This is a genomic window from Candidatus Methylomirabilota bacterium (genome assembly GCA_027293415.1).
GTDB lineage: Bacteria > Methylomirabilota > Methylomirabilia > Methylomirabilales > CSP1-5 > CSP1-5.
Map to the genome: position 1 here is coordinate 1 of JAPUFX010000193.1, position 24,829 is coordinate 24,829.

Sequence of the window (24,829 nt, forward strand, 5' to 3'; positions counted from 1 at the left end):
AGTGAACCGTATTTCACGCATGCCTCCGCATGGGAAAACTGGGCACTGGGACATGAAAAGTGGGTGGCTTTTTGTGACAACAACCGGGAGTATCTGAACAAGGTCAGGTTCCACTTTGGGTGGGATCCTCTTCCAGTTAACTCTAGCAAGAAAACCAAGGCCGCGCCCAAGTCCAAAAAATCCCGCTAGGAAGTCCTAATAAAGGGGACATTTGACTTTTTCACAATCGCGGAAGGTGTCAAGGCTCTATTTGACAATTTATCCCGGGTGATCATAATCCCCGGCCCACCCCCGCCACCATCGACTGCGCGCCGTACGTCACTCGAAAGAATATTGGTATACTCTGTAGCGGTAGTGGATGCTTGGGACCCTTAGGAGTAGCAGGGATGGAACCGGGGTAAGGACGGGTGAAACAGTCGCGGGAGGGCGTGTTCATTTTCCGTCACCAACATCTGGCGCTTGGTTATTCGGACTGGGAGGAATCCGGCGAGGGAGAGGCTTCCGCGCGAAGCCGATCGATGACAGCGTCTATCAGGGCAGCCTCTAAAGAGGGGTTGACCTCGAGGAACTTCACTCCCATTCCGGTGGTGGCACTCGGCGAGAGTTCCTCCCCGCGCGTCCATACTACTTGCGCAGGGATCGAGAATGTGTGGGAAGGACCGTGCAGGTTGAACCGGAGCAAGATCTCAGTGCCGGGTAGGGGGGGGTGGTTGATCCCGATGAACATCCCGTCCCTGCTCAGGTTCACGCAAGTGCCATGCCCGGCCTTTCCCGCCTGGGTGAACTTGACATCGAACTGGACCGGGACTCGGCGATAGGCCTGTCGTTTGGCGTTACGCAACCATTGGAGTATCAAGTCTGAGTCGATCAGATGGTCGAAGGCCACGCCGTGGGGGATGCGGGTTCCCAGATCGGTTAACGTGGGTCTGTCATGCCAGATGACAAGTCCGGATAGCGGTTCTTCCAAACAGACCTGGACCATTACCGAGGTCCTGAGGGGGATGCTCTCGGGCAGCAGGAGTCCCAGTCCACCGGGACTGATGGAGTTGGTCTTACCGGTGATTGCCATCGTCCTGGGCCGCCCGTGACTTACAGGAGAGCACTGAACGGGTAAATAGGCCACGAGGCGTGGGTAACGGCGGATGTTTGTATCGGTAGACACGAGTTGCCTCCACAGCGAATAAAAGCAAGGATCATGCCAGAGCGCGGGGTCCTTGCCGACAGGAGGAGACGCATTGGACGCTTTTTGAGCGAAAATATGGGAAGGGGGCACGTGTTATTCATTACCCCCCTCCTGTAGTGCCCTTGACACCCTCCCTTCGGTCAGGGATACTTAGGCCCCCTTAGGAATACCGTAGCACGTAGCACCTTGGGTCCAATCAACGTTTTAGAGCAAGATAAATGAGAAGGCCAAGCAATATCGCTATTTGGCTGATTTCACTGCTCTTTCTCCTCGGATCGGTCGCTCATGCGGAACAGGAAGAATCCACGGAGAAGAGCCGAAGGGCAGAGCAGTACTACAACAGCGGGTATATGCTGACTCTCATGGGCCGATTTGCAGAGGCGATCCGACTCTACGAAAAATCGCTGGAGATCCAACCAACGGCGGAGGCCCACACGTACATGGGGTGGACTTACAGCCACATGAGAAACCTCAAGCGGGCCATCAAGGAAGCGGAAAAGGCGATCCGCATCGATCCCGATTTTGGTAACCCCTATAATGATATTGCGGTCTATCTCATGGACCAAGGAAAAGAAGACGAGGCCATCCCCTATCTCCAAAAGGCCATGCGCGCCAAGAGATACTGTTGTTATCAGTTTCCCCACTACAACATGGGCAGGATATATCTCAGAAAGAAAATGTTCGAAAAGGCCAGGAAGGAGTTCCAAAAATCCCTCGCGATCGATCCCGACTATGCCCCTGCGTCCGAGGCCCTGGAGCTGCTGAAGCAATCGGGTATGCAGGAGATCTAAATTAAGGCAGGCACGTAGCTCGTGGCACGTAGCCCCGGACCCACCGCCGGCACACCCTCAATATGAAGTGCCTTCGTGGCTGCAGGATGAACGGCAAAGACGCGTCCCCCTACGCCCAGCTTTCCACAATTTTTCCTTTTTATCCACAAAGATGATCTGCATCATACCGAAAGCCGCTCACCGTCAGATGCCGTCCATCTGCGGTTTGGGCTTGACAAGGGGTATAGGTATCGGGGTACACCATAGGCACCGTTGCGACCCCTCGTGTCGTCGCGTTGGCACTCAACTCTCAACTTGCCCTGAGCAGAGTCGAAGGGCTCTCGACTCTAAGGAGATGTACCAATGAAACCGGGGTGAATAGAGCCCCCGGGCTCACCAGTGGCAGTTTTGGTGGCGCACTAGACACTCAGACGCCCTCCCGGGCGGAGCACGGCCCGGAGGGCGTTTTTATTTTGAAGGCGCGACCAAACATAGGGCTCCGAATGTGGAACTTAATTCTCCGCCCAGAGGGCGGTTCAAGGCACTGAAGTTGTAAGGTGGAATAGGGGGGATGACCATGGATTCAGAGGCGGTCGTTGGGAAGCCCGAGGGGGTTCGGGGCGAGCTCCATGAGATGTCTCAGCAGACGATAGAGATGCTGGAGCTGGCGTGGAAGGGCTTCAGGAAGCAGTATAAGGGGCCGCTCGAGCTGGCGGAGAAACTTGGCCGGGAGGTCCACCAGCGGGAGAAGGCGCTCACGAAGTTGGCCGTGAAGAAATCGGCCGGCCAGGCGGCGGCCCTGGGAGCGGATCAGGAGCTCTTGCTCGTCCCGATGCACCTGGAGCGGATCGGGGACAATATCGAATTCTTGGTCAGGGCTATTAGGACGATGGTTCGAGAGGGAATCCTCTTCACCGATCAGGAGATGAGCGAGGTCAACTCTCTTTTCGAACAGGCGATCGGGCTCGTGGAGTGCGTCCGGGATGTGATCCGTACAAAAAATAGGGTCCTCCTCAAACACATGGTGGAGGAAGGGCAACGGTACGAGGAAATGGCCAACGAGTACACCGTGTTCCATCAGCAGCGGTTGGTCAAAGGCGTAGGCATGCCTAGGGCCTCTTCAGTGTATGTGGCCATTATCGACTATTTCAAGGGGATCGAGTCGCACATCCGCCAGATCGCCCAGAAACTCTCCGCCGGTGCGACATCCTGAAATGAATTTACGCATCGGCGGGCTCTAGGTTCGAAAAAAGGCGTTCGGTGAAGCGCCGGTAGAAAGGAGGTATCACATGGCAAGCTATAGCATCCTGAGTCGGGTTTCCCCTGAAGCGTTCCGAGATCCCAAAGAGTTTAAGCAATTAGCCGCTACCGTGTCGGCCAAAATTAAGAGTGAATGCCCTGGGGTGACCTGGAAGCAGAGTTTTGCCACCTTGGGCCGCTTCGATGCCGTGGATATTCTCGAGTCGGATGATCTCAAGCAAGTTGAAAAGGCGGCCATGATGATCCGTGCCTACGGACATTCAACCACCGAGACGTTAGTGGCGACCCCCTGGAAAGAATTCGTTGCCATGCTGTAGTCTGTGCGACTTGGTAGTGCCTGGAACATCATGCCGAGGAGAGGAACGATGGAAGGACTTAAAGTGGGATTGGCCTATGAGGAACGGATGGTTGTTGAGCCGGGGGAGACCGCTTCGCTCCTCTTTGCCGAGTTCCCCGAGGTATTAACAACCGCCTCCCTCGTGTCTTTCGTCCAGGCTGCCGCGGCCAAGGCAGTCGCTCCCTATTTGAAGTCAGGTCAGGTCACCGCGGGGACGAAGATCACACTCGAACAGCTCGCCTCCACCCCCGTGGGGATGGAGATCAAAGCCTCGGTCCGGTTGGACTGGATGGAGGGGCGGCGGATCGGGTTCGTATTCGAGGTCTCCGACGAATTCGAGAAAGTCTGTAAAGGGACCCACGAACGCTACATTATGGATATCGATTGGTTCAGGAAGAAGGTGCTGGACAAGCTGCGGCTGAAAAAGGGCGATTGAAGGTGGCGAGGCAGATCCTACCGGTGGCACATCCGACGGCGTATCAATCATTCAGCTATCTATACAAACAATCGGTCGCCATTGCTGGCGACCCATTGCTTTTCAAGGATGGCAGGGCCGGGCCCTATCTGGATTTTCCTCACAGACCGTCAGGCAGCCTCGATAAGGTCCTCCTCTGTAACGGCCACCTCTTCTTCGTCAAATTCATAACCAGCTTCGGGCATCACCTGAGCCGCGGGAGCCATCGTCTCCGTAGGCTCACAGTGGGGGCAAAAGTAGACGGGGAACCGTAGTTCGGGATCCCGTCGAAAACCACTGAGGATCCCCCCACAGATTGAGCAGGTCGGCGCCTTTGCTATCGACACCATCACCCTCACCTCCTCGGGGGCCCGGTCGTGCCACGGGTAAACATCCCTCATATAGAAAAATAGGTCTCCCCTGCGCCGTGTCAAGCTGTTCAAGCGTTCGGCCCGCTCAGCCGGGCTATAGTGTGGGGCGAGACTGTTGCCGGATGTGGTGGACCCGGATGAGGTACAGCAGGGCGCCGAGGTCGTAGCCGGCGTGCACGAGGATTGGGGGCAGCAGGTTGTTGGAAACCATGAGCAGCCCCCCGAGGTACAGGCCCAAAAGGGCCGCGATGGCCGCATAGGTCGGCGTGAGCAGATGACCCAGTCCGAACAGGGCGCTGGCAAGCAGGAGGGCCCCGAGAGGCCCCAGCCGATCGGCCAGGGCGATCTGGATGACGCCCCGGAACAGGGCCTCTTCTCCCAGACCCGCGGCGACCGCGACGAGGGTCATCTCGAGATAAGAGCACTCGGCGAAGACCGGGACGATCTTCTCAAACACCTCGTGCTGTAGGCGGCGCAAAGGCCCCCAGGACGATCGGGCGCACCACCACATTCCCAGAAGCGGCGGCCAGGTGGCGACGATCCCCAGGACAATGGCTTGCCAATGCAGGGACATATGCACAAAAGGCGGCTGTCCCACCCACCAGCCCAGGCCCATCGCCAGCCCCAGGAGGCCGCCCTCGAAGATGAGGATCATCCACACAATCTGGCCGTACACGGCGCGCGAGAAACTCACCGGTCCTCCTACTCTGGTGACTTTGACAGTCTATCCTGGCTGAAGGATACCCAGGCCCCGTAAGAGGTGCAAGATGGAACCGGGGTGAGCCCATGGCATGTAGCACCTTATATATAGCGCGTAGGTGGTGGCATGTACCAGGTGCAAAGAGTTAAAAGCAAAATGCCTTCGGCACACCCATTGCAACGTCTTCTGTGAACGGGAGGGTAACAGTGTCCTGGGAATGTGGCTGTGGCGTCTTGAACAAGGATTCGAAGACCACGTGTCGAGCCTGCCGAACCCCTCAGGGTATGGTGTGGAGTCCTCACGGTTTCGTATCTCCAAAGGCAGCCCGCTTTCTCACGAAGGTGGCCGATAGCAAAGCGCCGCGTCCCGAGGATCGCCTCGGCCGGTCCATGAAATTGCTCTGGATAGCTGGAACCGTCACGGGTGTCTCGGTCGGAATCCATCTTGGTCGTATCAGGTCCGCTCAAGGTCTGGGGGCCGTCAGGGCTGTTGTGAACCATTGGAAAGAACTTCCGTGGGGTTTCTTGCCCACCTCGGTCGGCCCGGAAGCGTTGACCGGGGTTGGCATAATCCTGCTACTGGTCTTTTTCCTCTCGCTCAGGCAGATGCGACAGTATATGTTTACGATCTTTGCGCATACCGTTTTGGCTTTGATCATGGGGGCATCCGTTGGCGCGTTAACGTATATCGGGGTGATGTTCGCTCATGAAATCGGACCGTACTTTCGATTCCGGTGGTAGGCGTAATCGAGGGCGTATTTGGCCTTGAAATTGCACTTCCCAGCCTGAGTGCAGGAGGTATTTCTGGGGGGAAAGGCAAACGAGCAAGTGCACGTAGGGAGGCGAACCATGCAGTACACAGAAAGAGGAAAACTGTCTATCAAAACCGAGTTTGGTTCGAGGAAGAGGAATCAGATCATCGTCTCGATTTCCCTCATTGCGATGATCATCCTCTTTGTCCTCTTTGGGGAGAACCCTGACCATGTGATGCTCGGCATGCCCGCGACGGTCTGGGGCCCAGCTTTTGTTGTTCTCTTTACTGGTGGTATCGGGTTCTCGCTGTTCAACTGGAGATGTCCTGCCTGTAATAAATATCTCGGGAAGTCGATTAATCCGAAATTCTGTTCCAAGTGTGGTGCACCACTCACGTAGTACACACCGACAATGAAAGCGACTGGCGGTAAAGCGTTCGAATTGACACGTCGCCACCCTGTCCGTGCCCTTGACACCCCTGACTCGTTCGGGGATACTCAAACTCTCAACAGGAGTACCACCATAGAAGCGGGGTGAGCCCGTGGCTCGTAGTACGTGGCCCGTGGCACATAGCACCACAATCCCGATCCCCGTCGGGCACACACGACGGGACACCACCTATTCAGACGCGCTCTCGGACGATGTACGGCCGGGAGCGCGTTTTTCTTTTGAAGGGGTTCGGGACCACGAGCGGAGGTCTTCGAATCTGACCATCGGACCATAGATTCGCAACGGAAGACGTCGGGCCGGAGGAATTATGGCGACCAAAAAATACGTATACTTCTTCGGAAGGGGCCGAGCCGAAGGGTCGGCAAGAATGAAGGACCTGCTGGGGGGGAAGGGGTCAAACCTGGCCGAGATGACCAATCTAAAAATCCCAGTCCCCCCGGGCTTTACCATCACCACTGAAGCGTGTGTCGAGTCGACGAAACGGCAGGGCAAGTTTCCGCCCGGGATGTGGAAACAAGTGGAGAAGAACCTGGGGAAGCTCGAGAAGGTCATGGGGGTTACGTTCGGAGACCGGAAGGCACCCCTCTTGGTGTCGGTGCGCTCCGGGGCCCGGGTGTCTATGCCCGGGATGATGGATACGGTGCTCAACTTGGGCCTCAACGATCAGGCAGTGGAGGGGCTTGCTGGGCGATCCCGAGATCCGCGCTTTGCCTATGACAGTTATCGCCGCTTCATCCAGATGTTCAGCAATGTGGCGCTGGGCATCCCCGTCAAACACTTCGAAGCAATCTTAGAGAAGCGCAAGCGCGAGCGAGGGGTCGAGCTGGATACAGAGCTGACGGCGGCAGATCTTCAAGAGGTCGTGCGGCGGTACAAGGCCCTGGTCCGGGAGCGGACCGGGCAAGAGTTTCCCCAGGACGTCCGGCAGCAGATCCGGCTCGCCGTGAGCGCGGTGTTCGGCTCTTGGAATAACCCGCGGGCCATCAAGTATCGGGAAATCCACCGGCTCCCCCATACCTGGGGGACAGGCGTCAATGTGCAGGCCATGGTCTTTGGCAACATGGGGGAGCGCTCGGGGACAGGGGTGGCTTTTACCCGGGATCCCGGCACGGGCGAGAAGCGCTTCTTCGGGGAATTTTTGATGAACGCCCAAGGGGAGGATGTCGTCGCCGGGATCCGGACCCCGCAGCCCGTGGAGACACTCAAAGAGATTTCCCCGAAGGCTTACCGCGAATTATCCCGCATTTGCGGGAGGCTGGAAAAACACTACCGAGACATGCAGGATATCGAGTTTACCATCCAGGACGGGACACTCTATATTCTGCAGACCCGGACGGGGAAACGGACCCCGACCGCCGCAGTCAAGATCGCCGTGGACATGCAGCGCGAAGGACTCATCGACAAGCGGCTGGCCGTGCTCCGCGTGGATCCGCATCAGGTCGAGATCCTCCTCCATCCGATGCTCGATGCCAGGGCCAAGGTCGAGCGAGTGGCCCGCGGACTTCCCGCGTCTCCGGGGGCCGCTGTCGGCAAGGCGGTCTTCAGCGCGGAGGAGGCTGAAGCCTGGGCCGCGCGAGGGGAAGAGGTGGTTCTGGTCCGAGCCGAGACCTCTCCTGAGGATGTCGGGGGGATGCATGTGGCCCGGGGTATCTTGACGGCCAGAGGGGGGATGACCTCGCATGCGGCGGTGGTCGCCCGGGGGATGGGGAGGCCCTGCGTGGCCGGCTGTGGCGAAATCGACATTTCTGAGGCCGAGAGGAGCTTCACGGTCAGGGGGCGTACCGTGAAAGAGGGGGAATGGATCACTATTGACGGCACGACTGGGGATGTCATGCTGGGCCAACTTCCCCTGATCAAGCCCGAGCTCTCGGGTGACTTTGTGCTCCTTGTGAAGTGGGCCGATGCATACCGGAAGATTGGGGTCCGGACCAATGCGGATACCCCCACCGATGCCGCCGCCAGCATGGATTTCGGGGCCGAGGGGATCGGGCTGTGCCGGACCGAGCACATGTTTTTCGCGGAGGACCGCATCATCGCCATGCGAGAGATGATCGTGGCCGAGGAAACGGAGGGGCGGCGGAAGGCGCTGGCCAAGCTTCTCCCGATTCAGCGGAACGACTTCAAGGCGATCTTTGAGAAGATGGGGGGGCTGCCGGTCATCATCCGCATCTTTGACCCGCCCCTCCATGAATTCTTGCCCAAGACCCCCCATGAGCTGGAAGTGTTGGCCGAGGACATGGAAATCCCCTTAAATCGCCTCGTGCGCAAGGTAGAACTGCTCCAGGAGTCCAATCCGATGCTCGGACACCGCGGGTGCCGCCTGGCCATCACCTATCCAGAGATCACGGAGATGCAAACCCGGGCCATTTTCGAGGCAGCCTGTCAGATGGTCCGGGAAAAGAAAAAGGTGCATCCCGAGGTGATGGTGCCGTTGGTGGGCACCGTTGCGGAGTTCCGACACCAGCGGGCCATTATTGATCGGGTGGCTGCCGAGGTGATGCGCGAGTTTGGCGTGAAAGTCGCGTATGAGGTCGGGACTATGATCGAGACGCCGAGGGCCTGTCTCGTGGCGGACGGGATCGCCGGTACGGCCGAGTTTTTCTCCTTCGGGACCAATGACTTGACGCAGACCACGTTTGGCTTTTCTCGGGACGATTCTGGAAAGTTCCTTCCGCAGTATATCGAGGAGGGGATTCTACAGGAAGATCCCTTCATCAGTATCGATGAAGAAGGGGTCGGACAGCTCATGACGACTGCGGTGCGAAAGGGACGCTCCGCCCGGAAGAACCTGGAGGTCGGGATCTGTGGCGAGCACGGGGGCGACCCCCAGTCGGTCGAGTTTTGCCATCGCATTGGCCTTGATTACGTGAGCTGCTCCCCCTATCGAGTTCCCGTGGCGAAGCTGGCTGCGGCGCACGCGGCCTTGAAGGAAAAGGTCAAAATCACGGAGATGGGGGAGAAATAACAAGTGGTGTTGCACCTCGAGACCACCGACAGGGTAGCGAGCGACCCATGCTGATGATTTTCGTAGTTTCCGACGCCACTGGCGAGACAGCGGAGCGGATGGTCCGATCCGCTCTCGTGCAGTTTGAGGGGGCACCCGCGACGGTGATCCGACACGGGGATGTCCGCACGCCAGAGTCGCTCCGGGCCGTGGTCCAGGAAGCCGCTGGTCATCGATCCCTGATTCTTCATACACTGGTTTCGAACGAACTGCGCCGCTTGATGCTCCCTGAATGCCGTTCGCACGGGGTGGATGCGATGGACCTGATGGGCCCGATGTTGGACCGGCTCGCCACACACCTGAGGCTCACGCCGCAAGAGAAGCCGGGGCTGTTCAAGCAGCTGGTCGAAGCCAGGTCGAGGCAAGTTGAGGCGGTCGAGTTCGCCTTCCGCCACGACGACGGACAGCGTGCGGACGAGTTCGGCCGTGCGGAAGTCGTCCTCGTCGGTGTCTCCCGAACGATGAAGACGCCGACGATGGTGTACCTTGCCTACCAGGGGTGGTTCGCCGCCAACGTTCCCATCATCCCCGAGATTCCTCTGGCCCCGGCGGTGCTCTCCTTGCCGTCCGAACGGGTCATTTGCCTTGTCATGGAGCCCAACCGGCTGGTGGAATTGCGGCGTGCCCGCGCTGACCACCTCGCGATGCCTACGAAATCATACATCTCACTGGCGGACGTCCGGAGAGAGCTTCGTCACTCTGAGCAGCTGTGTGTCACTCATGGCTGGCGGCAGGTCGACGTGACAGGCAAGTCGGTTGAGGAGGTGGCCCGGGAGGTCGTGCATCTTCTCCCCATCGAGGACCAGGTACGCATGCCGGCATGGTAACGGAGGACCATCCGTCAGGAAAGCCCGTCGTGCGTGGCAAACAGCGCCTCCTGCCCATTCGTAGTTCGGCGCATCCCTACATAAGTCCCTTTCAGTGCTCAGTTTCCCCGATTTTCCCCCTCAAGTAATCTGCCCTTTTTGACGATTATATAAGAGGAGAGTCCGTCTCCGGGGAGGCGTGGCCGTGTATGCGCTTATTGTCATAGTACTTCTCTTGGTCGTCTTAGGGGCGTACATAAGGCTCGTGGTGCACGCCTACAAGAAGAGTGCGACGTGGGGTTTGGCCGTATTCGCCTTATCACCGATTACACCCGTGATCTACGGCATCAAATTCTGGGACGAAGTCAAAAAGCCTTTCCTCGTTTTCAGCATTTCCTTTGTGCTCCTCATGTTTGTGGCGCCGCAACTCATGTTTACGGATGGGGGTGTTGACCAGCTGTTTACGGAGCCGGGTATCGAGCAACCCCGGTCGAGGAGGGCTCCCATGCGGGTAAAGCGCCCCTCCCCCCAGCGCGTCGTTGCCCCTGTACCGGAAAAAGCGGCCGTTCTCGAGCATCGGGAATCTCGCAGCAGGCCGATCACGGCCCCGGATCCCGTATCAGAGGGCCCGTGGTTCAAGGTGATCTCCCCGGCCGAGGCAAGGGATTATATCGGCGCGCGGATCGTCTTCACCGGCAGAAATGATGTTGAACGAAAGGGCTGGCTGATCGGTGTCTCTGGTGATCGGTTGCGAATTGAGAGACGTGTGAGCCGGGGTAAAGTTTCATTTGAATACAAAGCCCGCGATATCAAGTCGCTGAAAGTCCTGCTCAAGTAGCCGCACGCACTGTGTGTCGAATCGCTTCAGCCTTCCGGCAATTCACCCCTTCTTCCCCACGGCTCGGGAGGGCTTTTTCATTGAGTGACAGTGGCGGCGGAGAGTCAAGGGGCACAAGATTGAACGCGGACACTTTGCCATAACGTGATAAAGCGGGGTGTCACATTCGCAGAGCATGGTGTGCAAGGTAGGAGATAGAATTGAGAAAATGGCTTACATTGTTTGTCTTCGTTATCGCTCTAGCCAGTTATCAACATTGGGATAAGATCGAGCGTTATTCTAATGATGGTAACGACTTCAAGTTAAACGGCTCTCACCAAGTAGTCATGTATTCAACTTCTTGGTGCGGCTATTGCCGGAAGGCAAGAGCATTCTTTGCTCGTAATGATATAGCTTATGTAGAATACGATATAGAAAAGTCATACGAGGCGAAACGTCAATTCGACAAACTTAGGGGAAGGGGAGTACCTTTAATTGTTGTGGGCACTGAACAGATCAAGGGATGGAACCCAACAGCTGTTAAAGCAGCTCTCGCTCGTCTGAAAGATTCCCCTTCGCCCAAGCCCGTCACCTATGCTGCTGCCCAAAAGACGTCCACCGTTAAACAAGACGAAGGATACATTATTCACCTTCGCAATGGGCGAAAAATAGAGGTTGAAGATTACTGGGCAAGAGGCAACACAATCCAATTTCGGAAGCTTGGTGGTGTCGTGGGTGTGGACCGCAAACGTGTCGTCATGATTGAAAGCCAAGTTGATGGTGTGCGCAAGCGGTATAGCCCCATCTTCACAAGACAATCTCAGCGTGAAGGGTCAGGACTCGTGCGATGAGGTTACCAGAAGAACTCAGAAATCTGTCCAAATCAACAGACATTCCGTTTCAATCGAAATGGGAATTCGGTCGCCTATCAGACACCTTCGTATTCTTGTTCGGGAAATGCTATGAGAGCCGTTACAAAGGGCATGTGGTCAGGTATTACCGGGGTCGAGGAGGGTACGATAGTGCTGGTGACTGGTATAGTGACGGTACGCTAAGGAATAGACTAAAACTTTTCCATTCTCGTCCCCTTAATCTGGGATTACAATGTTATTTCAATGTGAACCAAATTAGTCCAATTGAGCTAGGTTTGCGTGAGCACCGAAACGTATTCGCTACCACACTTCCCACGACTTACTCCGGTGTCAAGTGCTATGCTGCTGAAAAAAGGTTGGCAGGGCTGCTTCTCATGAACGGCAAGATAATTGACACGTTCGTTAAGCTACGAGATGTCGCTGGGCAGCTGTGGTCAGGAGGATTCTTAGTGTTAGATGATGGATTGATCGTCTTGGCGGACGAAGGTCCGGACGAGCGTGTGTTGGAGATCATGCATGGCCTTAGCACAGCTCTGACTGAGTCGACGCTACTTCCAGATAAACGCCAGTATTGGAACCTTGATGTGGGTCTTCTTTTGGGTCTGACTGTATTTCTTATTAATAGCATTGTCATACTGATTCTTTTCATGCGCGGTGATTTAGGTAAACTCTTCAACTAGGCCTATCCCAAACTGTACATCACTCTTCTCGGGTGAAGCACAGCCGTGAAGGCGTTTTCATTTTCTCCGATATCGCTCGCACGATTACTCAGATAGAGAGGAATCCTGGCCGGGACTCTTCCTCATAGAACTGGATTGACACGGGAGTCCCGACGGGGAGAGCCTCGTAGAGCAGGAGTGAAGCTCTGGCGGCACTGACCCACTTGGTCTTGGCGCCCAGTAGGTTCTGATGGGAGGGTTCGGCACACAAGGCAGTGCATCGAACGGGGATCTCAGCTTTGAACCGCGGCGAGTCGCGAAGTTTCACATCAGGCATGTGTGCCCTCCACGAGGAACCGACGGTAGATAGAGACAGCAAGGAACATGCCAGACCGGGGGGTTCTTGCAGACAGGACGAGACGCATTGGACGCTGTTTGACCGAACACAGGGGGGATGGAGCAATGAACGAGCCAACGATGGAAAGCCTGACACGACGGCTGGACCGGGTGGAGCGGGAGAACCGGCGCTTGAAGCAGGCGGGAGTGGTGGCCCTAGCTCTGATTGTGGGGCCTAAGGCACAATTTCGGGCACAGCCCCCTGCTGCGCCACTTCCTTCTGCCGCTCGCTGACCTCCAGCTCCTTCGGTGATGGCTTGCTTCCCTCGCGCTCGATGGCCTCGACAATCTGATGGAGGGCGATATTCTCTGTTGATTGTTCTCTCAGCAACCGCATTTTGTCGATGCCGATCGCGGCCGAGAGGGTCTTTTTGTACGCGTCGAGTGCCATGATGTTCTTGTCCGAAATCGCAGTCAACATACGCACAGCGACATTCTCAAAGCGATCCGCCAGGGCGACCTTGACCTGTTCGATCTGCGGGGCCATCTCGGGGGCCAGGCACGCCTTCTTGATGGTCTTGTGGTCTCTGTCCAGGCGTTTGGAAAACGCCCGTGCGGCGCACGATGCAGGGACCGATGCGTTGGATGCGGCGCTCCTAGGGCTCGGGGGGAGCCCGTTCGCCGGGGAGTTCGTAGCAAACCTGAACCTCAAGCAGCTTCACGAAGCCGGGCTGGTCGAGCTCGATCGCGAGGGTATCCTGCAAGCTGAAGTCGTGCTGCAGCGGTATCTGAAGGCGGCCCATCTCTAAGGTTTCCGAGCCCCGGCACTCTGGCACAGTCATTGGCGCAGAAGACGGGGGTTGCGATGAACCGAGTTGACATCGCGAGCAGGATTGAACACACGAACTTAAAACCTGATGCCACGGAAGAAGCCGTTGTGAAGCTCTGTCAGGAGGCCAAAGAGAACGGTTTTCACGGCGTGTGTGTCAACCCTTGTCGGGTGCATGTTGCAGCGTCAGCGTTGCGGGGAGCTGGGATACAGGTGTGCTCGGTTGTTGGTTTTCCGTTGGGAGCGCATACCTCTAGGCTAAAAGCTACTGAAGCGGGGGAGGCCATCACCAACGGTGCGACTGAAATTGACATGGTCATGAATATCGGCTGGTTCAAAGAAGGCAATCGAATACTGGCAGAACAAGATATCCGGGCGGTCCGCACAGCGATAAGTGAAAACACCATTCTGAAAGTCATAATCGAAGCTGCGGTATTATCGCAACGTGAGAAATGTGACGCAGCGAAGCTGGTCGTCCACGCCGGAGGCAACTTTGTGAAGACATCCACTGGCTTTCATCCTGCCGGCGGGGCAACCGTAAAGGATGTCAAACTCTTGAAATCTGTGGTTGGCAATGATGCCAAGATAAAAGCGGCCGGGGGTATTCGCGATGCAAGAACGGTTCTCCAAATGATAGGGGCGGGAGCCGATAGAATCGGCACGAGCTCGAGCGTAGCAATCATGGGTGAAATTCCCAATGATCGTCCAGTCGCCGGGTGATTTCGTCATACGCAACACCTGGGTTGGCGCGCTTGACACTCCGCAGACAGCGGGGGATACTGAAAGCCAAAAGCTGAGTTTGAGGGTTGGATCCCTGATGGAGGTATCAGAGCTTCAGGATGCGTACAGGGGTGTCGGTGAACCACGTCTGGTCCATTGTGCTAGTGATCGCCGGGTCCTATGGAGCCCTCCTGATTTTTTTGTACTTTTATCAATCACACCTGCTCTATCTGCCGAATCTTCCATCTCGTGACATTGTTGCCACCCCCGATATGGTGGGGCTTAGCTATGAGCCGGTAAAAATTGTCACCGACGATGGCGTGACCCTTGATGGCTGGTTTGTTCCTGTACGCCAGACGCGGGGCGTCTTGCTGTTTTTCCACGGCAATGCCGGTAACATCTCTCACCGCCTCGACTCACTCAAGGTCTTTTACGACCTGGGTCTCGCTACATTTATTTTTGACTATCGAGGCTACGGACGCAGCACCGGTGCACCGTCGGAGCAGGGCACTTATCGGGATGCCGCGGCTGCCTGGCGTTACTTAACCGAAGACCGGCGTATCGCAGCGAAAGACATTGTGTTCTTTGGCCGTTCGCTCGGTGCCGCCATCGCGGTGCAACTGGCGACCAAGCACACGCCCAAGGCGCTTATCATCGAGTCTGCCTTTACGTCCGTCCCCGACCTGGCGGCGGAGGTCTATCCTTTTATTCCTGCGCGGAGGCTGGCGCGATTTCGCTATGACGCCGAGACGCTTCTCCAGTCTGTGAATTGCCCTGTACTCATTGTGCATAGCCGGGACGACGAGATTATCCCCTTCGCGCACGGACGCAGATTGTACGCGGTCGCCCACGAGCCGAAGCAGCTCTTGGAGATCCGCGGTGGTCACAACGATGGGTTTCTCGTAAGCAGGCAAGACTATGTGGCCGGCTTGAATACCTTTATGAAAGTCCATCTCGAACAATGAACGGATCAACATCCGAATCCGCCACAGATAAATTTCCGGGCCCGTCCTCCGTCTAATCGAGTAGAATACAAAAAGAAGGATATTTGGGGTGATTCTCGTGCGAATTGAGGAGGAGACATGGAAACCTTAGTAAGCATTTGTGTGGGTATCGGCTTAAGTGCAGCCTGTGGCCTCAGGGTGTTCGTACCTCTTTTCGCCATGAGTATGGCGTCTCTCGCGGGACATCTCACGCTCTCCCCTGGCTTTGAATGGATCGGGACCTATCCCGCTTTGGCCGCCTTCGCAATCGCAACCTGCCTTGAAATCGCCGGTTACTATGTCCCGTGGGTCGACAATCTCTTGGATACCATTGCTACCCCGGCTGCAATTGTTGCCGGCATCATTGTAACGGCCTCAGCGGTTTCCGGGATGTCTCCATTTCTCAAGTGGGCCCTTGCGGTCATCGTGGGTGGCGGGGTCGCTGGCACGGTTCAAGTCGCGACTGGCGTAACCCGAGGGGCCTCCACGGTGACAACAGCGGGTATCGGAAATCCTTTTGTAGCAACGATGGAACTCGGGGGAGCGATGGCCCTATCTGTATTGGCCATTGCTTTGCCTGTCATTGCTGGCATCGTGGTGATCGGGCTGCTGTATTATGGTGCAATGAAAATAATTGAAAAACAGCGTGGGTACTCCCCTCACGTCCGGGCAAGTGAGAAATCCCCGGGGTGAAACTTTGGTGGAAAGGATGTACCCGGGTCGATTGATGGGTCAATTCGTGATCTCTTCTCTCGCGATGTGTCCAAAATGAGGGGGTGACCTATGGCCAAGAAGAACTCCAAGACCGAAGAGCAATGGAAGCAGGAACTCACCCCGGAGCAGTTCAAGGTCTGTAGAATGAAGGGAACGGAAAGACCGTTCTCGGGAGAGTACCACGACTGCAAAAAGGACGGAATGTACCAATGCATCTGTTGTGGTAACGACCTGTTCAGCTCGGAGACCAAGTTCGATTCAGGCACAGGGTGGCCGAGCTTCTCGGCTCCGATCTCGTCGGCGGTTGTAAGAACTGAACCCGATAGCAGCCTGGGCATGCGAAGAGCAGAGGTGCTGTGCGATGCGTGTGACGCACACCTCGGCCATGTGTTCGATGATGGGCCTGCGCCAACCTACAAGCGCTACTGTATTAATTCGGTCGCGCTAAGACTCGTTGACCAGAAATCTAACCGTTGAAGGCCAGCCTCCTCACTCTGGCCTCGATCTTGCATTTTATTCTCGTCGGACCGGGCATGCCACCGGACATAACAACCTTCATGGCGTCCTCAATACTGTATCGCGGATCTTTTGTCTGGGCCTCCTTTACCCGGCAAAAACTGTTCTACTGAACCGCCAACGACGCCATCAGGAAACCATGTGATGGAATCTGGGACGATGTTTTTCGGGGGGGGCGGGCCAGTGGTCGAACAGGTATGGCAGGCTCTCCGGTACTTTCCCTGGCAACACCTGATCGACATCGGCATCATGAGCTTCCTCGTGTATCAGGTCTATATCCGCTTGCGCGGCACCAGGGCGATGCGCATCGTGGCGGGTATTGCCGTTTTGGGACTCGGGTATCTGGCCGCGCAGAGTGCTGGGTTATTTCTCACCTCGTGGCTGTTGGGGGGCGTGTGGGCCGCCGCGCTGATCTTCGTCATCGTGATCTTTCAGGGTGAGATCCGCCACATGCTGGGGCAGATCAATCCCAGGCTGCGAGCAAAGGCCCTGTGGCGTTGGACAAGCCGGGTGCGGCTGCCCGAGGAGAGGCTGGTCGCCGTCACGGAGGCGATCTTTAGGCTTGCCTCCAGGCGCTGTGGAGCACTCGTGGTATTTGAACGGGACGATCCCGTTGAACCCCTGCTACAAAGTCCAGGGACGGTGCTTGATGCGCAGATGAGTCCAGAGCTTCTGGAGACGCTCTTTGCACCTCCGACCCCCCTCCATGACGGGGCACTCTATATTCGGGGAGGACGGGCCTATCGGGCCGGCTGTGTACTTCCGCTCTCAGAAGATCAACGACTCTCCTATTCTTACGGCACCCGTCACCGGGCCGCTCTGGGAATTTCCGAGCAGTCGGATGCCATCGCCGTCGTGGTCTCCGAGGAGCGTGGAAGGGTGTCAATCGTTGAGCACGGCACGATCGCAACCGTCGACAACGCCGCGGAGCTCCTGACCTGGCTCGGCGAGCGACTGACAACGCCAGAGGAAAGGCCAAGGCGGCACCGGGCCGTCAAGGCGCTCGTGACTCATAACTGGCGCCCCAAGCTGGGCGCGCTGGCCGCGGTCAGCGTGCTCTGGTTTGTTCTTGTGGGGCATCCAAATGCAGAGCTGGGAGTCTCGGTACCGGTGGTCTACGTCAATGTGCCACAAGAGCTGACGATTGAGGGCAAGCACGTCCAGAAGGTATTTGTCCGCGTTCGCGGATCACGAGAGATGCTGAACTTTTTAGACCCCAACCAGTTGCAGGTCGCCATCAACCTCAGGAAGGCCAGCGTGGGACGGCATCGCTACTCCATATCTGACAAAGATATTAATCTCCCTCCTGGCCTGCAACTTATAGGGGTAAACCCCTCCAAAATTGCCTTACGCCTGCGCGAGAAACCCTCTGAGCTGAAATAGAAACGCTAGTGCCGTTCCAACGATTTTTGCCAACTTTCTCGCTCCACGCGCTCGCGGCCATTGCAACAACGCACGCCGCCTAAATTCGGCCCCTCGATCCCTCGATCTTCCTCGGGACGGTGAGGCTCTCGAACCGTCTTCCTCGGGGTGGTGAGCGGTTCGGCTGAGCGGTTCGACTGTCTTCGACCCTGAGGCTCAGACCCGAAGGGAGCTCGCCGAAGTCTCACCGTCGAAGCCCTGTCGAACCACTCATCAAGTTGGAACGGCACTAGCCGAAGCAAGGAATCTCCTTCGTCTCCCTAAACTACAACGCGCCAGCCCTTACTCGGGGCGGCTTTTTGTTTGCCTTGAGCGCCTTTAGATTTCTGACATCGGGCGAGCCAAGAGGAACCGGTTGGTTTACATGAGGGGCTGAGGACGAGCTTTCGACTTGCCGAGGGCTTCCAAAACATCCTGCACAATCTTGGAAGCCTCATCCTTCCAGGTACGCTGTGAGGTTTTGATTTTGCCTCCGGCCATCATCTCGTGTCCGCCTGCCATTCCGGAGGGCAAGATCGAGGCAAGGAGAAGACCGGCGGTGGCCTCGGTATCCCTGGTGCGCAGGGAGATGTGAAGATGGCCCGCATGGGGGGCGACACACAGAGACCACATGGCGCTTTCGAGCCGCATGAGAAAGTCGGCCACTTCGGCCACCGCTTCCAAATAGGGAACGGATTCTAGGATGGTGACCACCACGTCTTCATAGAGCACTGCGCTGTGGACGGCATGACCAACGAGACGAAAGTAGTCACGGGCAAGGAGCGGGTGTTCAATCTCACCGAGGAGTCGCTTGTTCACGTACGGGTATAGGAACTGGCTGGCGACGATGTCAGCCGATTTGGCCTCCCGCCCTAGGTGCTGTGTCTCTGAGGAGATCCCGTAAAAGAGGGCTGTGGCCACCCGGGGATTCAGGGGCACTTCTGCGGACTGGAGGTACTCGGTGACGATCGTGGAGGCCGCCCCGTAGTTCTCACGCAAGTCGACAAAAGGTACAGACCCGTTCTGCCCCCAATCCGGATGATGGTCGATCACCGCAACGGGAGTGATGTGGGAGGGAAGGGCGGTGTTGGTTCGGCCGGGTTGGGTATCCACCAAGATTACCGACCCCTCAAAGTCAGGAAAAATCTGTTCCAGCGGAACCAGGGGAATATCGAGAACTTTCACCAACGCCCGGTTCTCTGATCGGCCGATAATGCCGCTCAGGCCAATGATCAGGGATTTCTTCAGTTTATGCGAAATAAGGGACCGGAGGGCAGCAGCACTGGCAAGCGAGTCCGAATCCGGATTGTCGTGGGGAAGAACAAGAATTTTCTTTGAGGCATGGAGGACGGCGAGCAGCTCTGCTACTTTGCCTTCTGCTTTGTCAGGGCTGGGCTTTGTGCCCATGGGAAACCTCCAGGGGTCGCCTGGGACACCGGTTCCGCTCGCACGTCTATTCTGACGTCTTTTCCGGGGCCACACCTTTCTCCAGGTCCTTCGTCAGGCTGGAGATCTGTTCCCCGGTCTTCACGTCAAGCTGTTCCAGTCCTGCCCTGATTTCGTCCAATTTGGCGTTGACGGCTTCGCGAAAAGAGGCAGTTGTGCTTCCTGCGGCGTTGAGTGCCCCTTTTGCAGCTCCGATCTTTTGCAAGGCCCTACCAAAATTCCTCTGATCGACTTCGGCCGTGGCTTCGGTCAGAAACTCGAGTACTTCCTCTAGACCTGCTCTCATTTTTGCTCTTACCAGCGCTTGTTCGAGTTGGCTTTTCTGCGCCTGCAAGACCTGTTTCTCCAACGAGTTGATCTGGGCCGCCATCTCCGCCTTCTGTTGTGCCAGGAGCTGTTGCGCCTCCCTCACGTCCTTATCCCGGAGAAAGTAGCCCGTCGCGAATCCGCCAGCCACCGCGATGACGATGACGACAACCCAGATAGCGATCAAGCGGAAGATCCTGCCCAGACCTCTCCGTTCTTCAGTTCGTTCTTCCGTCATAGCAACACCTCCGACATTGAGAACTCTCCTCGTTCAAGACAAGGTCGATCACCCGATATCGCTATTTTGGTTCTTGTTCTTCCTTTTCTTCGGCCTCGGTTTCTTTCTCGGCAGCAGTGGGAGCTGATGGGGGCGCTGGCTGGCGGGGTCCCCTCACGCTCCTCTCCAGTTTCTCCAACGCATTGGCGGTCCTGGTTCGGAGCGTATCAGCGGCAGAGCCCGCGGCTTTCACCTGACGGCGCATCTCTTCGATTCCGCCGGTCCGTGTATAGGCGAGGACCGCGATTACTAAGGCAACGACGGCAATAATGAGACTCACGATCTCCATTGCAAATCCTCCCAGCGTGTGTGCTTACCTACCTCGAATTGCGTCGTTAATGGCGATGTAGTCATGAAGAGGGTGGGGGGGTAATTTTTATACACCAATCGGCTATTCATATCAAGGAGTTTCTCGGTGCTGCTTTATTTTGACTGCAGCCGCTAAGGAATGACTTGAGGTTCGTCATGGTGCTAAGCGTTTTTCGCTTCCTCACCAAAGAGGGCCAAAGCCCCCTCTACCTGCTTCCGGCTTCCTACGAGCACGAGAACCTGTCCCGCCGCGATCCGGTGCTCTGGCCCCGGGTTGGCTGTGATCCTTCCGTTGTGGATCACCGCTACCACTGATGCCCCTGTCCGACGCCGGACGTGGAGCTCGGCGATGGTCTTCCCCGTGGTGGAGCCCCCCTCTCCGACAAGGTAGGTCTCCATCTCGACCTGGGCAAAGATCCGGGTCAATTCTGCCTGGGCAAGCCGAGGTCCCTCGAGCTGCCGGAGCATCTCGTATCTCTCTTGCCTGATCTTCTCTATCTGTTCGCCGATCACCGTCCGGGGGATATGATAACGGCGCAGGACGCGGGCAAAGAGCTCGATTGAGGTCTCGAACTCCTCCGAAATCACTTCATCGGCACCTAGACAGTACAGCTCGTCGATCTCGGCCATGTACCGGGTCCGGACGATGATGTAAAGACGCGGATTCAGGTCCCGGGCCACGCGAACTGCCCGACGGATCGATGCGGGATCGGAGACCGCCACCACCAGAGCCCGGGCGTGATGAATCACGAGGTGCTTCAGGACCTCTGGGCTGGCAGCGTCCCCGTAATAGATGGGCTCCCCGTTCCGCCGCATCCGTCTGACGGTCTCGCCGTTGAGTTCTAGGATGCAATAGGGAACCTCAATTGCCTTCAGGACCCGGGAAAGGTTTCGGCCGCCGGGGCCATACCCCACGATAATGACGTGGTCTCGCATATCCACCTGCTCAGGCTTGAGTTCCTCGAACTTACGCCCCGGAAACCAACGCTCCACCCACCGCAGGCGGCCTATTCCACCTGCCAGCTTCGGGCTGATGTGAATTGCGAAAGGGGTGAGGAGAAGACTGATGACCGAGGCAGAGAGGAAATACTGGTTCAGCTGAGGGGTGATAAGCCCCCACTCCCACCCCACGCGGGAGAGGACAAAGGAGAATTCCCCAACTTGGGCTAACGCGCACCCCACCAAGACTGCCACGCGAAGCGGGTACCCGAGTACGAGAACACTCCCAACCACCACCACCGTCTTTACGATGAGAATTGCTGAAAGCGTTCCGGCCACCTCCAGGGGGTGGTTCAGGAGAGTACGAACATCCATCAGCATCCCCACCGAGATGAAGAAGAGACTGATGAAGCCGTCCCGCAGTGGAAGGATGTTTGCCAACACCTGATGGCTATACTCCGATTCTGCGATGACCATCCCCGCCAGGAAGGCCCCCAGGGCGAGAGAAAGGCCGATCTGGGCGGTGGCCCAGGCAGTTCCGAGGCAGATAAGAATAATAGAGATGATAAAGACTTCGGGACTTCTCATCTTCACCACCTCAAAGAGCAGCCGGGGGACGACGAGACGGGATAGGGAAAATATGAGGGTGACGGTTAGGGCAACCTTGCCCAGGACCAGGAGGATGGCAACTGCACTCGTGGCCTCCTTCCCGCTCAGGACGGGTGTCAGGAGCATCAGGGGAACGACACACAGATCCTGGAAGATCAGGATGCCGACGGCAAAACGTCCCTGGGGAGAATCAATCTCCCCCCGGTTCATCAGAATCTTGAGGACGATGGCGGTACTCGACAAGGCCAGGAGGAATCCAAAGAAGACCGCCTGTGCCGGCGGCAGGCCCAAAAGCCAGGCTCCTCCGCCAATAAGCAGAATGGTCCCCAGTACTTGAAGGCTCCCGCCCCCCAGAACCAGCTGTCGCATTTGGTTCAGCTTGGAGATCGAGAATTCCAGACCGATGGTGAAGAGGAGGAGCACGACGCCGATCTCGGCCAACAGCTCCACCTGATGCACGTCTGCGATGAGGCTCAATCCGTGGGGTCCCATAAGGACTCCCGATGCCAAGAACCCCACGATAGCCGGTTGCCGCAGCCGGTGGAAGAGATACACCACCAGGGTGGAAATCCCGAAGACGAGCATAAGATCTTTGAGAAATGCTAGCTCTTCCATTTGCTGAAACCCGCTCCCCTCGATCGCGACGATGAATCTCTCACCAGAGAATACCACCAAGACAGCAACGACAATAGGGATGAGGGGTCATTTGGTCGGGAGAGTATAGCCGTAGTACAGTTGGTGGAGTCTCGCTGGGCTGACTCGAATGAAGTGGAGAAGCCAAACGGTCACCATCAGGAGGGTTGTCTGGAGCACCCCCTCTCGCTCCCACTTGCGGGTCGAGGTTGTTGCCGGAATAGGGAGGTAGGCAATGTTTCCACGGCGCTTGAGGTTTTTGATGAACTCCACATCTTCCATCAGCGGAATCTCTGGGTAGCCGTCCATCGCGCTGAAGGTCTTCCGCCTCACAAAGACCGCCTGATCGCCGGTCGCGATCAAATCGGGGCGGGATCGAAGAAGATTCAGAAAATAGGCGATGGCCTGGAAGATAGGCCGACTGCTATCCAACTCGATCTCGAATCGTCCGCCGACAATCTGGGGGTCCCCCAGTGCCTTTTGGATGGCCTCCAAGGCTCCATTCGGTAAGGAGGTATCGGCGTGGAGGAAGAGAAGAATTTCCCCCCGGGCCTCCCTGGCCCCGGCGTTCATTTGTCGGGCCCTTCCCCGCGGGGTCTCGAAAAACCGGGCGAAGGGAAACTGTTGTACTACCTGAGGGCTCCCATCTATCGATCCCCCGTCCACGACAATCACCTCTGCCCCAGGAAACTTCTTTGACAGGTCCGGCAGGAGTCGTCGAAGATTGTGAGCCTCATTCACGGCGGGGATGATGATGCTCAGCATCTCTTTATTGTCTGGATTGGTCATCGTGGCAAGTCCTCATGAACGGTTGGGCCCACGCTGAACACCAGTCAGGGCTCCTCCCGGGATATTTTGCAAGCTCCAGACCAATTTCTCCCATTTGGGCACCCCGACGCCACACTGATAAGCATCGTGTGAGAAAACTGGCAGCACGTTCGTTGGGTCGTCAGTAAAAGGAAACGCCCTCCAGGGTCCTGTTTCGTCCCAGGAAGGCGTTTTGTTTCTCCCCAAAGAGTGAAACGAATGCCTGGGTCACATGGATGGTTCAGGAAAACGATCAGTTCCGCACAATGAGAGGTGCGAACCCTTTTGTCTTGAGAGCCTCGCTCGCTCGCACGGCGTCCGAACGGTTCTTGTACGCTCCAACCCGCACGACGTGTACAGGGGTGGGGCTGACGTTAGAGACAATCTTCGAGGCATAGTTTTTCTTCTGAAGACCGTGGGCCAGATCGAGTGCCTCGTCTAGACTGAAGGACCACCCGACCTCGAGCGCGAACTTCCGTTGCTCTGTCTCGACCATATTTGAGGGAAACCCGTCCACCCCAAGTCTCCGCGCGGTCTGCTCTGCCGCGTCTCGGCTGTTAAACTCACCCGCGTAGACCCGATGGCGCTTGATGGGAGCAGTGGTCTTTTCGATGGTCGGGCTGTACCCGAGCTTTTCCAGTCGCTTCTTGAGGGAGAGCGCATTTCGCTCGATCACCAGAGAGGCGATCTGGACACTGTACCGCTTTTCCGCCTTTGTCGTGGGCTCGGTCGCCCTCGCCAACCGTTTTGGGGTCGGCTGCTCCACTTGGGCCCGAGACGACGCTGGCTTTGGGCTCTTCCGCGGCGTGACGACCGGTTTGGCTACCCTTGAGGGGGCTTTGGGACCTTCCACCTTGAGAGATGCTGGCAGCTGCTTCACTGCTGGCTTGGGGCTCTCCTTTGCCTTGGGCCCTGCGACCTTGGGAGGTACTGCCGCCTGCTTCTGTGTGGGTCCGGTTGCACTAGATGCTACCGGAAGCCTGGCGGCCTTCGGTTTCACCTGGAGACGCTTAGCCGCGGTCGTGGGCTGGGGCGGTCGAGGCTTCGCCACCTGCCGGACAGGGCGAGGCCGTGGTGGTGGCGGCGTCTGCGAAGGCTGCTTATACCAATTGGTATACCCGTAGGCGCCACCGATGAGAACAAGGCCTGCTACGCTGATGACTATCAGCCGCTTGCTCATTCGATGCTCCTCCGTCTCAGAAGCCCAAACACCGAAGATGATTCTATCTCCGGTTCAGCTCCACGCCGGGACAAATGCACATTTCGTTCCAAATACGGGAGGCGTCAATATCCTCATCTTCGAGACAGAAAAGAGCCGCTTTTCTCCCGCTGGACGGACTCCCTGTTCCCTTGGGCCAATCCACGACATACCAGAAGACCAGGCGACCTCTCGGACCTGGTAAGATCCGGTAGGGCGTTTTGCCTGTTCGCCCCTACCCCCCAGGCTGGGCGTCCGGGGGCCCGAGCAGTAGGGTTATCATTCGGGCGTACGCAAAAACCGCTCCTCACCCTCCCGCTTCGATTGGTGGCATAAGGGTTTGGAGGCCTCGTAGGGGGTGGATACCGAGT

The 24,829-nt window shown here is 57.1% G+C and carries 29 protein-coding genes; 18 read left to right on the forward strand and 11 right to left on the reverse strand.

Features of this window, described 5'->3' with window-relative positions:
* Positions 1–189, forward strand: a 189-nt coding sequence (locus O6929_13250; protein ID MCZ6481343.1) for a hypothetical protein, incomplete at its 5' end; no start/stop codon positions are given.
* Between the two features lie 274 nt (positions 190–463).
* Here the strand turns inward: O6929_13250 and O6929_13255 are convergent.
* On the reverse strand, positions 464–1,162 hold the full coding sequence (locus O6929_13255; GenBank protein MCZ6481344.1) for a PilZ domain-containing protein: 699 nt from the start codon (positions 1,160–1,162) through the stop codon (positions 464–466).
* 239 nt (positions 1,163–1,401) lie between these two features.
* Here O6929_13255 and O6929_13260 point away from each other — a divergent pair, with 239 nt between their 5' ends.
* The 4 genes from O6929_13260 to O6929_13275 all read left to right on the forward strand — a co-directional run bounded on the left by O6929_13260 (position 1,402) and on the right by O6929_13275 (position 3,986).
* Positions 1,402–1,974 (forward strand): tetratricopeptide repeat protein, encoded by a 573-nt coding sequence (locus tag O6929_13260; GenBank protein MCZ6481345.1) that lies wholly within the window; start codon positions 1,402–1,404, stop codon positions 1,972–1,974.
* Positions 1,975–2,530: 556 nt separating this feature from the next.
* Positions 2,531–3,166, forward strand: a complete 636-nt coding sequence (locus O6929_13265) for a hypothetical protein (protein MCZ6481346.1) — start codon at positions 2,531–2,533, stop codon at positions 3,164–3,166.
* A 76-nt stretch (positions 3,167–3,242) separates the two neighbouring features.
* Positions 3,243–3,530: a GYD domain-containing protein gene (locus tag O6929_13270; protein ID MCZ6481347.1), complete on the forward strand. Its 288-nt coding sequence runs from the start codon at positions 3,243–3,245 to the stop codon at positions 3,528–3,530.
* A 48-nt stretch (positions 3,531–3,578) separates the two neighbouring features.
* Positions 3,579–3,986, forward strand: coding sequence for a thioesterase (locus tag O6929_13275; protein ID MCZ6481348.1), 408 nt, complete (start codon positions 3,579–3,581; stop codon positions 3,984–3,986).
* A gap of 149 nt (positions 3,987–4,135) precedes the next feature.
* Here the strand turns inward: O6929_13275 and O6929_13280 are convergent, their stop codons facing one another.
* Positions 4,136–4,354: a hypothetical protein gene (locus tag O6929_13280; GenBank protein ID MCZ6481349.1), complete on the reverse strand. Its 219-nt coding sequence runs from the start codon at positions 4,352–4,354 to the stop codon at positions 4,136–4,138.
* A gap of 115 nt (positions 4,355–4,469) precedes the next feature.
* Positions 4,470–5,069 carry a CPBP family glutamic-type intramembrane protease gene (locus tag O6929_13285; GenBank protein ID MCZ6481350.1) on the reverse strand — a complete coding sequence of 200 codons (600 nt, stop codon included), beginning with the start codon at positions 5,067–5,069 and terminating at the stop codon, positions 4,470–4,472.
* A 212-nt stretch (positions 5,070–5,281) separates the two neighbouring features.
* Between O6929_13285 and O6929_13290 the strand changes: the two genes are divergently transcribed.
* The 7 genes from O6929_13290 (at position 5,282) to O6929_13320 (ending at position 12,456) form a co-directional block, all read left to right on the forward strand.
* The gene (locus O6929_13290; protein ID MCZ6481351.1) at positions 5,282–5,815 is read left to right on the forward strand and encodes a hypothetical protein; all 534 of its coding nucleotides are present in this window, start codon (positions 5,282–5,284) and stop codon (positions 5,813–5,815) included.
* Between the two features lie 108 nt (positions 5,816–5,923).
* A complete protein-coding gene (locus O6929_13295; GenBank protein MCZ6481352.1) occupies positions 5,924–6,226 on the forward strand; it encodes a hypothetical protein in 303 nt (100 codons plus the stop codon).
* Positions 6,227–6,584: 358 nt separating this feature from the next.
* Entirely contained in the window at positions 6,585–9,242 is a 2,658-nt protein-coding gene (ppdK, locus tag O6929_13300) for a pyruvate, phosphate dikinase (protein ID MCZ6481353.1), read from the forward strand.
* Positions 9,243–9,295: 53 nt separating this feature from the next.
* A complete protein-coding gene (locus O6929_13305) occupies positions 9,296–10,108 on the forward strand; it encodes a kinase/pyrophosphorylase (GenBank protein MCZ6481354.1) in 813 nt (270 codons plus the stop codon).
* A gap of 184 nt (positions 10,109–10,292) precedes the next feature.
* Positions 10,293–10,925 carry a hypothetical protein gene (locus O6929_13310; protein ID MCZ6481355.1) on the forward strand — a complete coding sequence of 211 codons (633 nt, stop codon included), beginning with the start codon at positions 10,293–10,295 and terminating at the stop codon, positions 10,923–10,925.
* Positions 10,926–11,125: 200 nt separating this feature from the next.
* Complete coding sequence (locus O6929_13315; protein ID MCZ6481356.1) at positions 11,126–11,755, forward strand: glutaredoxin family protein; 630 nt, start codon at positions 11,126–11,128, stop codon at positions 11,753–11,755.
* A gap of 470 nt (positions 11,756–12,225) precedes the next feature.
* Entirely contained in the window at positions 12,226–12,456 is a 231-nt protein-coding gene (locus O6929_13320) for a hypothetical protein (GenBank protein MCZ6481357.1), read from the forward strand.
* 88 nt (positions 12,457–12,544) lie between these two features.
* Here O6929_13320 and O6929_13325 read toward each other — a convergent pair whose 3' ends face one another.
* On the reverse strand, positions 12,545–12,772 hold the full coding sequence (locus tag O6929_13325; GenBank protein MCZ6481358.1) for a hypothetical protein: 228 nt from the start codon (positions 12,770–12,772) through the stop codon (positions 12,545–12,547).
* Between the two features lie 234 nt (positions 12,773–13,006).
* Positions 13,007–13,318: a hypothetical protein gene (locus O6929_13330; protein MCZ6481359.1), complete on the reverse strand. Its 312-nt coding sequence runs from the start codon at positions 13,316–13,318 to the stop codon at positions 13,007–13,009.
* A gap of 25 nt (positions 13,319–13,343) precedes the next feature.
* Between O6929_13330 and O6929_13335 the strand changes: the two genes are divergently transcribed.
* The 6 genes from O6929_13335 to cdaA all read left to right on the forward strand — a co-directional run bounded on the left by O6929_13335 (position 13,344) and on the right by cdaA (position 17,916).
* Positions 13,344–13,580 (forward strand): hypothetical protein, encoded by a 237-nt coding sequence (locus tag O6929_13335; protein MCZ6481360.1) that lies wholly within the window; start codon positions 13,344–13,346, stop codon positions 13,578–13,580.
* Between the two features lie 56 nt (positions 13,581–13,636).
* Positions 13,637–14,320, forward strand: a complete 684-nt coding sequence (gene deoC, locus O6929_13340) for a deoxyribose-phosphate aldolase (protein ID MCZ6481361.1) — start codon at positions 13,637–13,639, stop codon at positions 14,318–14,320.
* A 119-nt stretch (positions 14,321–14,439) separates the two neighbouring features.
* On the forward strand, positions 14,440–15,285 hold the full coding sequence (locus O6929_13345; protein ID MCZ6481362.1) for an alpha/beta hydrolase: 846 nt from the start codon (positions 14,440–14,442) through the stop codon (positions 15,283–15,285).
* Between the two features lie 117 nt (positions 15,286–15,402).
* Positions 15,403–15,996 carry a DUF4126 domain-containing protein gene (locus O6929_13350; protein MCZ6481363.1) on the forward strand — a complete coding sequence of 198 codons (594 nt, stop codon included), beginning with the start codon at positions 15,403–15,405 and terminating at the stop codon, positions 15,994–15,996.
* Positions 15,997–16,086: 90 nt separating this feature from the next.
* On the forward strand, positions 16,087–16,494 hold the full coding sequence (gene msrB, locus O6929_13355; protein ID MCZ6481364.1) for a peptide-methionine (R)-S-oxide reductase MsrB: 408 nt from the start codon (positions 16,087–16,089) through the stop codon (positions 16,492–16,494).
* Between the two features lie 183 nt (positions 16,495–16,677).
* Positions 16,678–17,916 (forward strand): diadenylate cyclase CdaA, encoded by a 1,239-nt coding sequence (gene cdaA, locus O6929_13360; GenBank protein ID MCZ6481365.1) that lies wholly within the window; start codon positions 16,678–16,680, stop codon positions 17,914–17,916.
* Positions 17,917–18,315: 399 nt separating this feature from the next.
* Here cdaA and O6929_13365 read toward each other — a convergent pair whose 3' ends face one another.
* From O6929_13365 to O6929_13390, 6 genes are all read right to left on the reverse strand, one after another.
* Positions 18,316–19,341 (reverse strand): DHH family phosphoesterase, encoded by a 1,026-nt coding sequence (locus O6929_13365; protein ID MCZ6481366.1) that lies wholly within the window; start codon positions 19,339–19,341, stop codon positions 18,316–18,318.
* A 46-nt stretch (positions 19,342–19,387) separates the two neighbouring features.
* Complete coding sequence (locus tag O6929_13370) at positions 19,388–19,924, reverse strand: hypothetical protein (protein ID MCZ6481367.1); 537 nt, start codon at positions 19,922–19,924, stop codon at positions 19,388–19,390.
* Between the two features lie 61 nt (positions 19,925–19,985).
* The gene (locus tag O6929_13375; protein MCZ6481368.1) at positions 19,986–20,252 is read right to left on the reverse strand and encodes a hypothetical protein; all 267 of its coding nucleotides are present in this window, start codon (positions 20,250–20,252) and stop codon (positions 19,986–19,988) included.
* A 182-nt stretch (positions 20,253–20,434) separates the two neighbouring features.
* On the reverse strand, positions 20,435–22,492 hold the full coding sequence (locus O6929_13380; GenBank protein MCZ6481369.1) for a monovalent cation:proton antiporter-2 (CPA2) family protein: 2,058 nt from the start codon (positions 22,490–22,492) through the stop codon (positions 20,435–20,437).
* Between the two features lie 30 nt (positions 22,493–22,522).
* Positions 22,523–23,242 carry a TIGR04283 family arsenosugar biosynthesis glycosyltransferase gene (locus O6929_13385; protein MCZ6481370.1) on the reverse strand — a complete coding sequence of 240 codons (720 nt, stop codon included), beginning with the start codon at positions 23,240–23,242 and terminating at the stop codon, positions 22,523–22,525.
* A 271-nt stretch (positions 23,243–23,513) separates the two neighbouring features.
* Entirely contained in the window at positions 23,514–24,440 is a 927-nt protein-coding gene (locus O6929_13390; GenBank protein ID MCZ6481371.1) for an SPOR domain-containing protein, read from the reverse strand.
* Between the last annotated feature and the right edge of the window lie 389 nt (positions 24,441–24,829).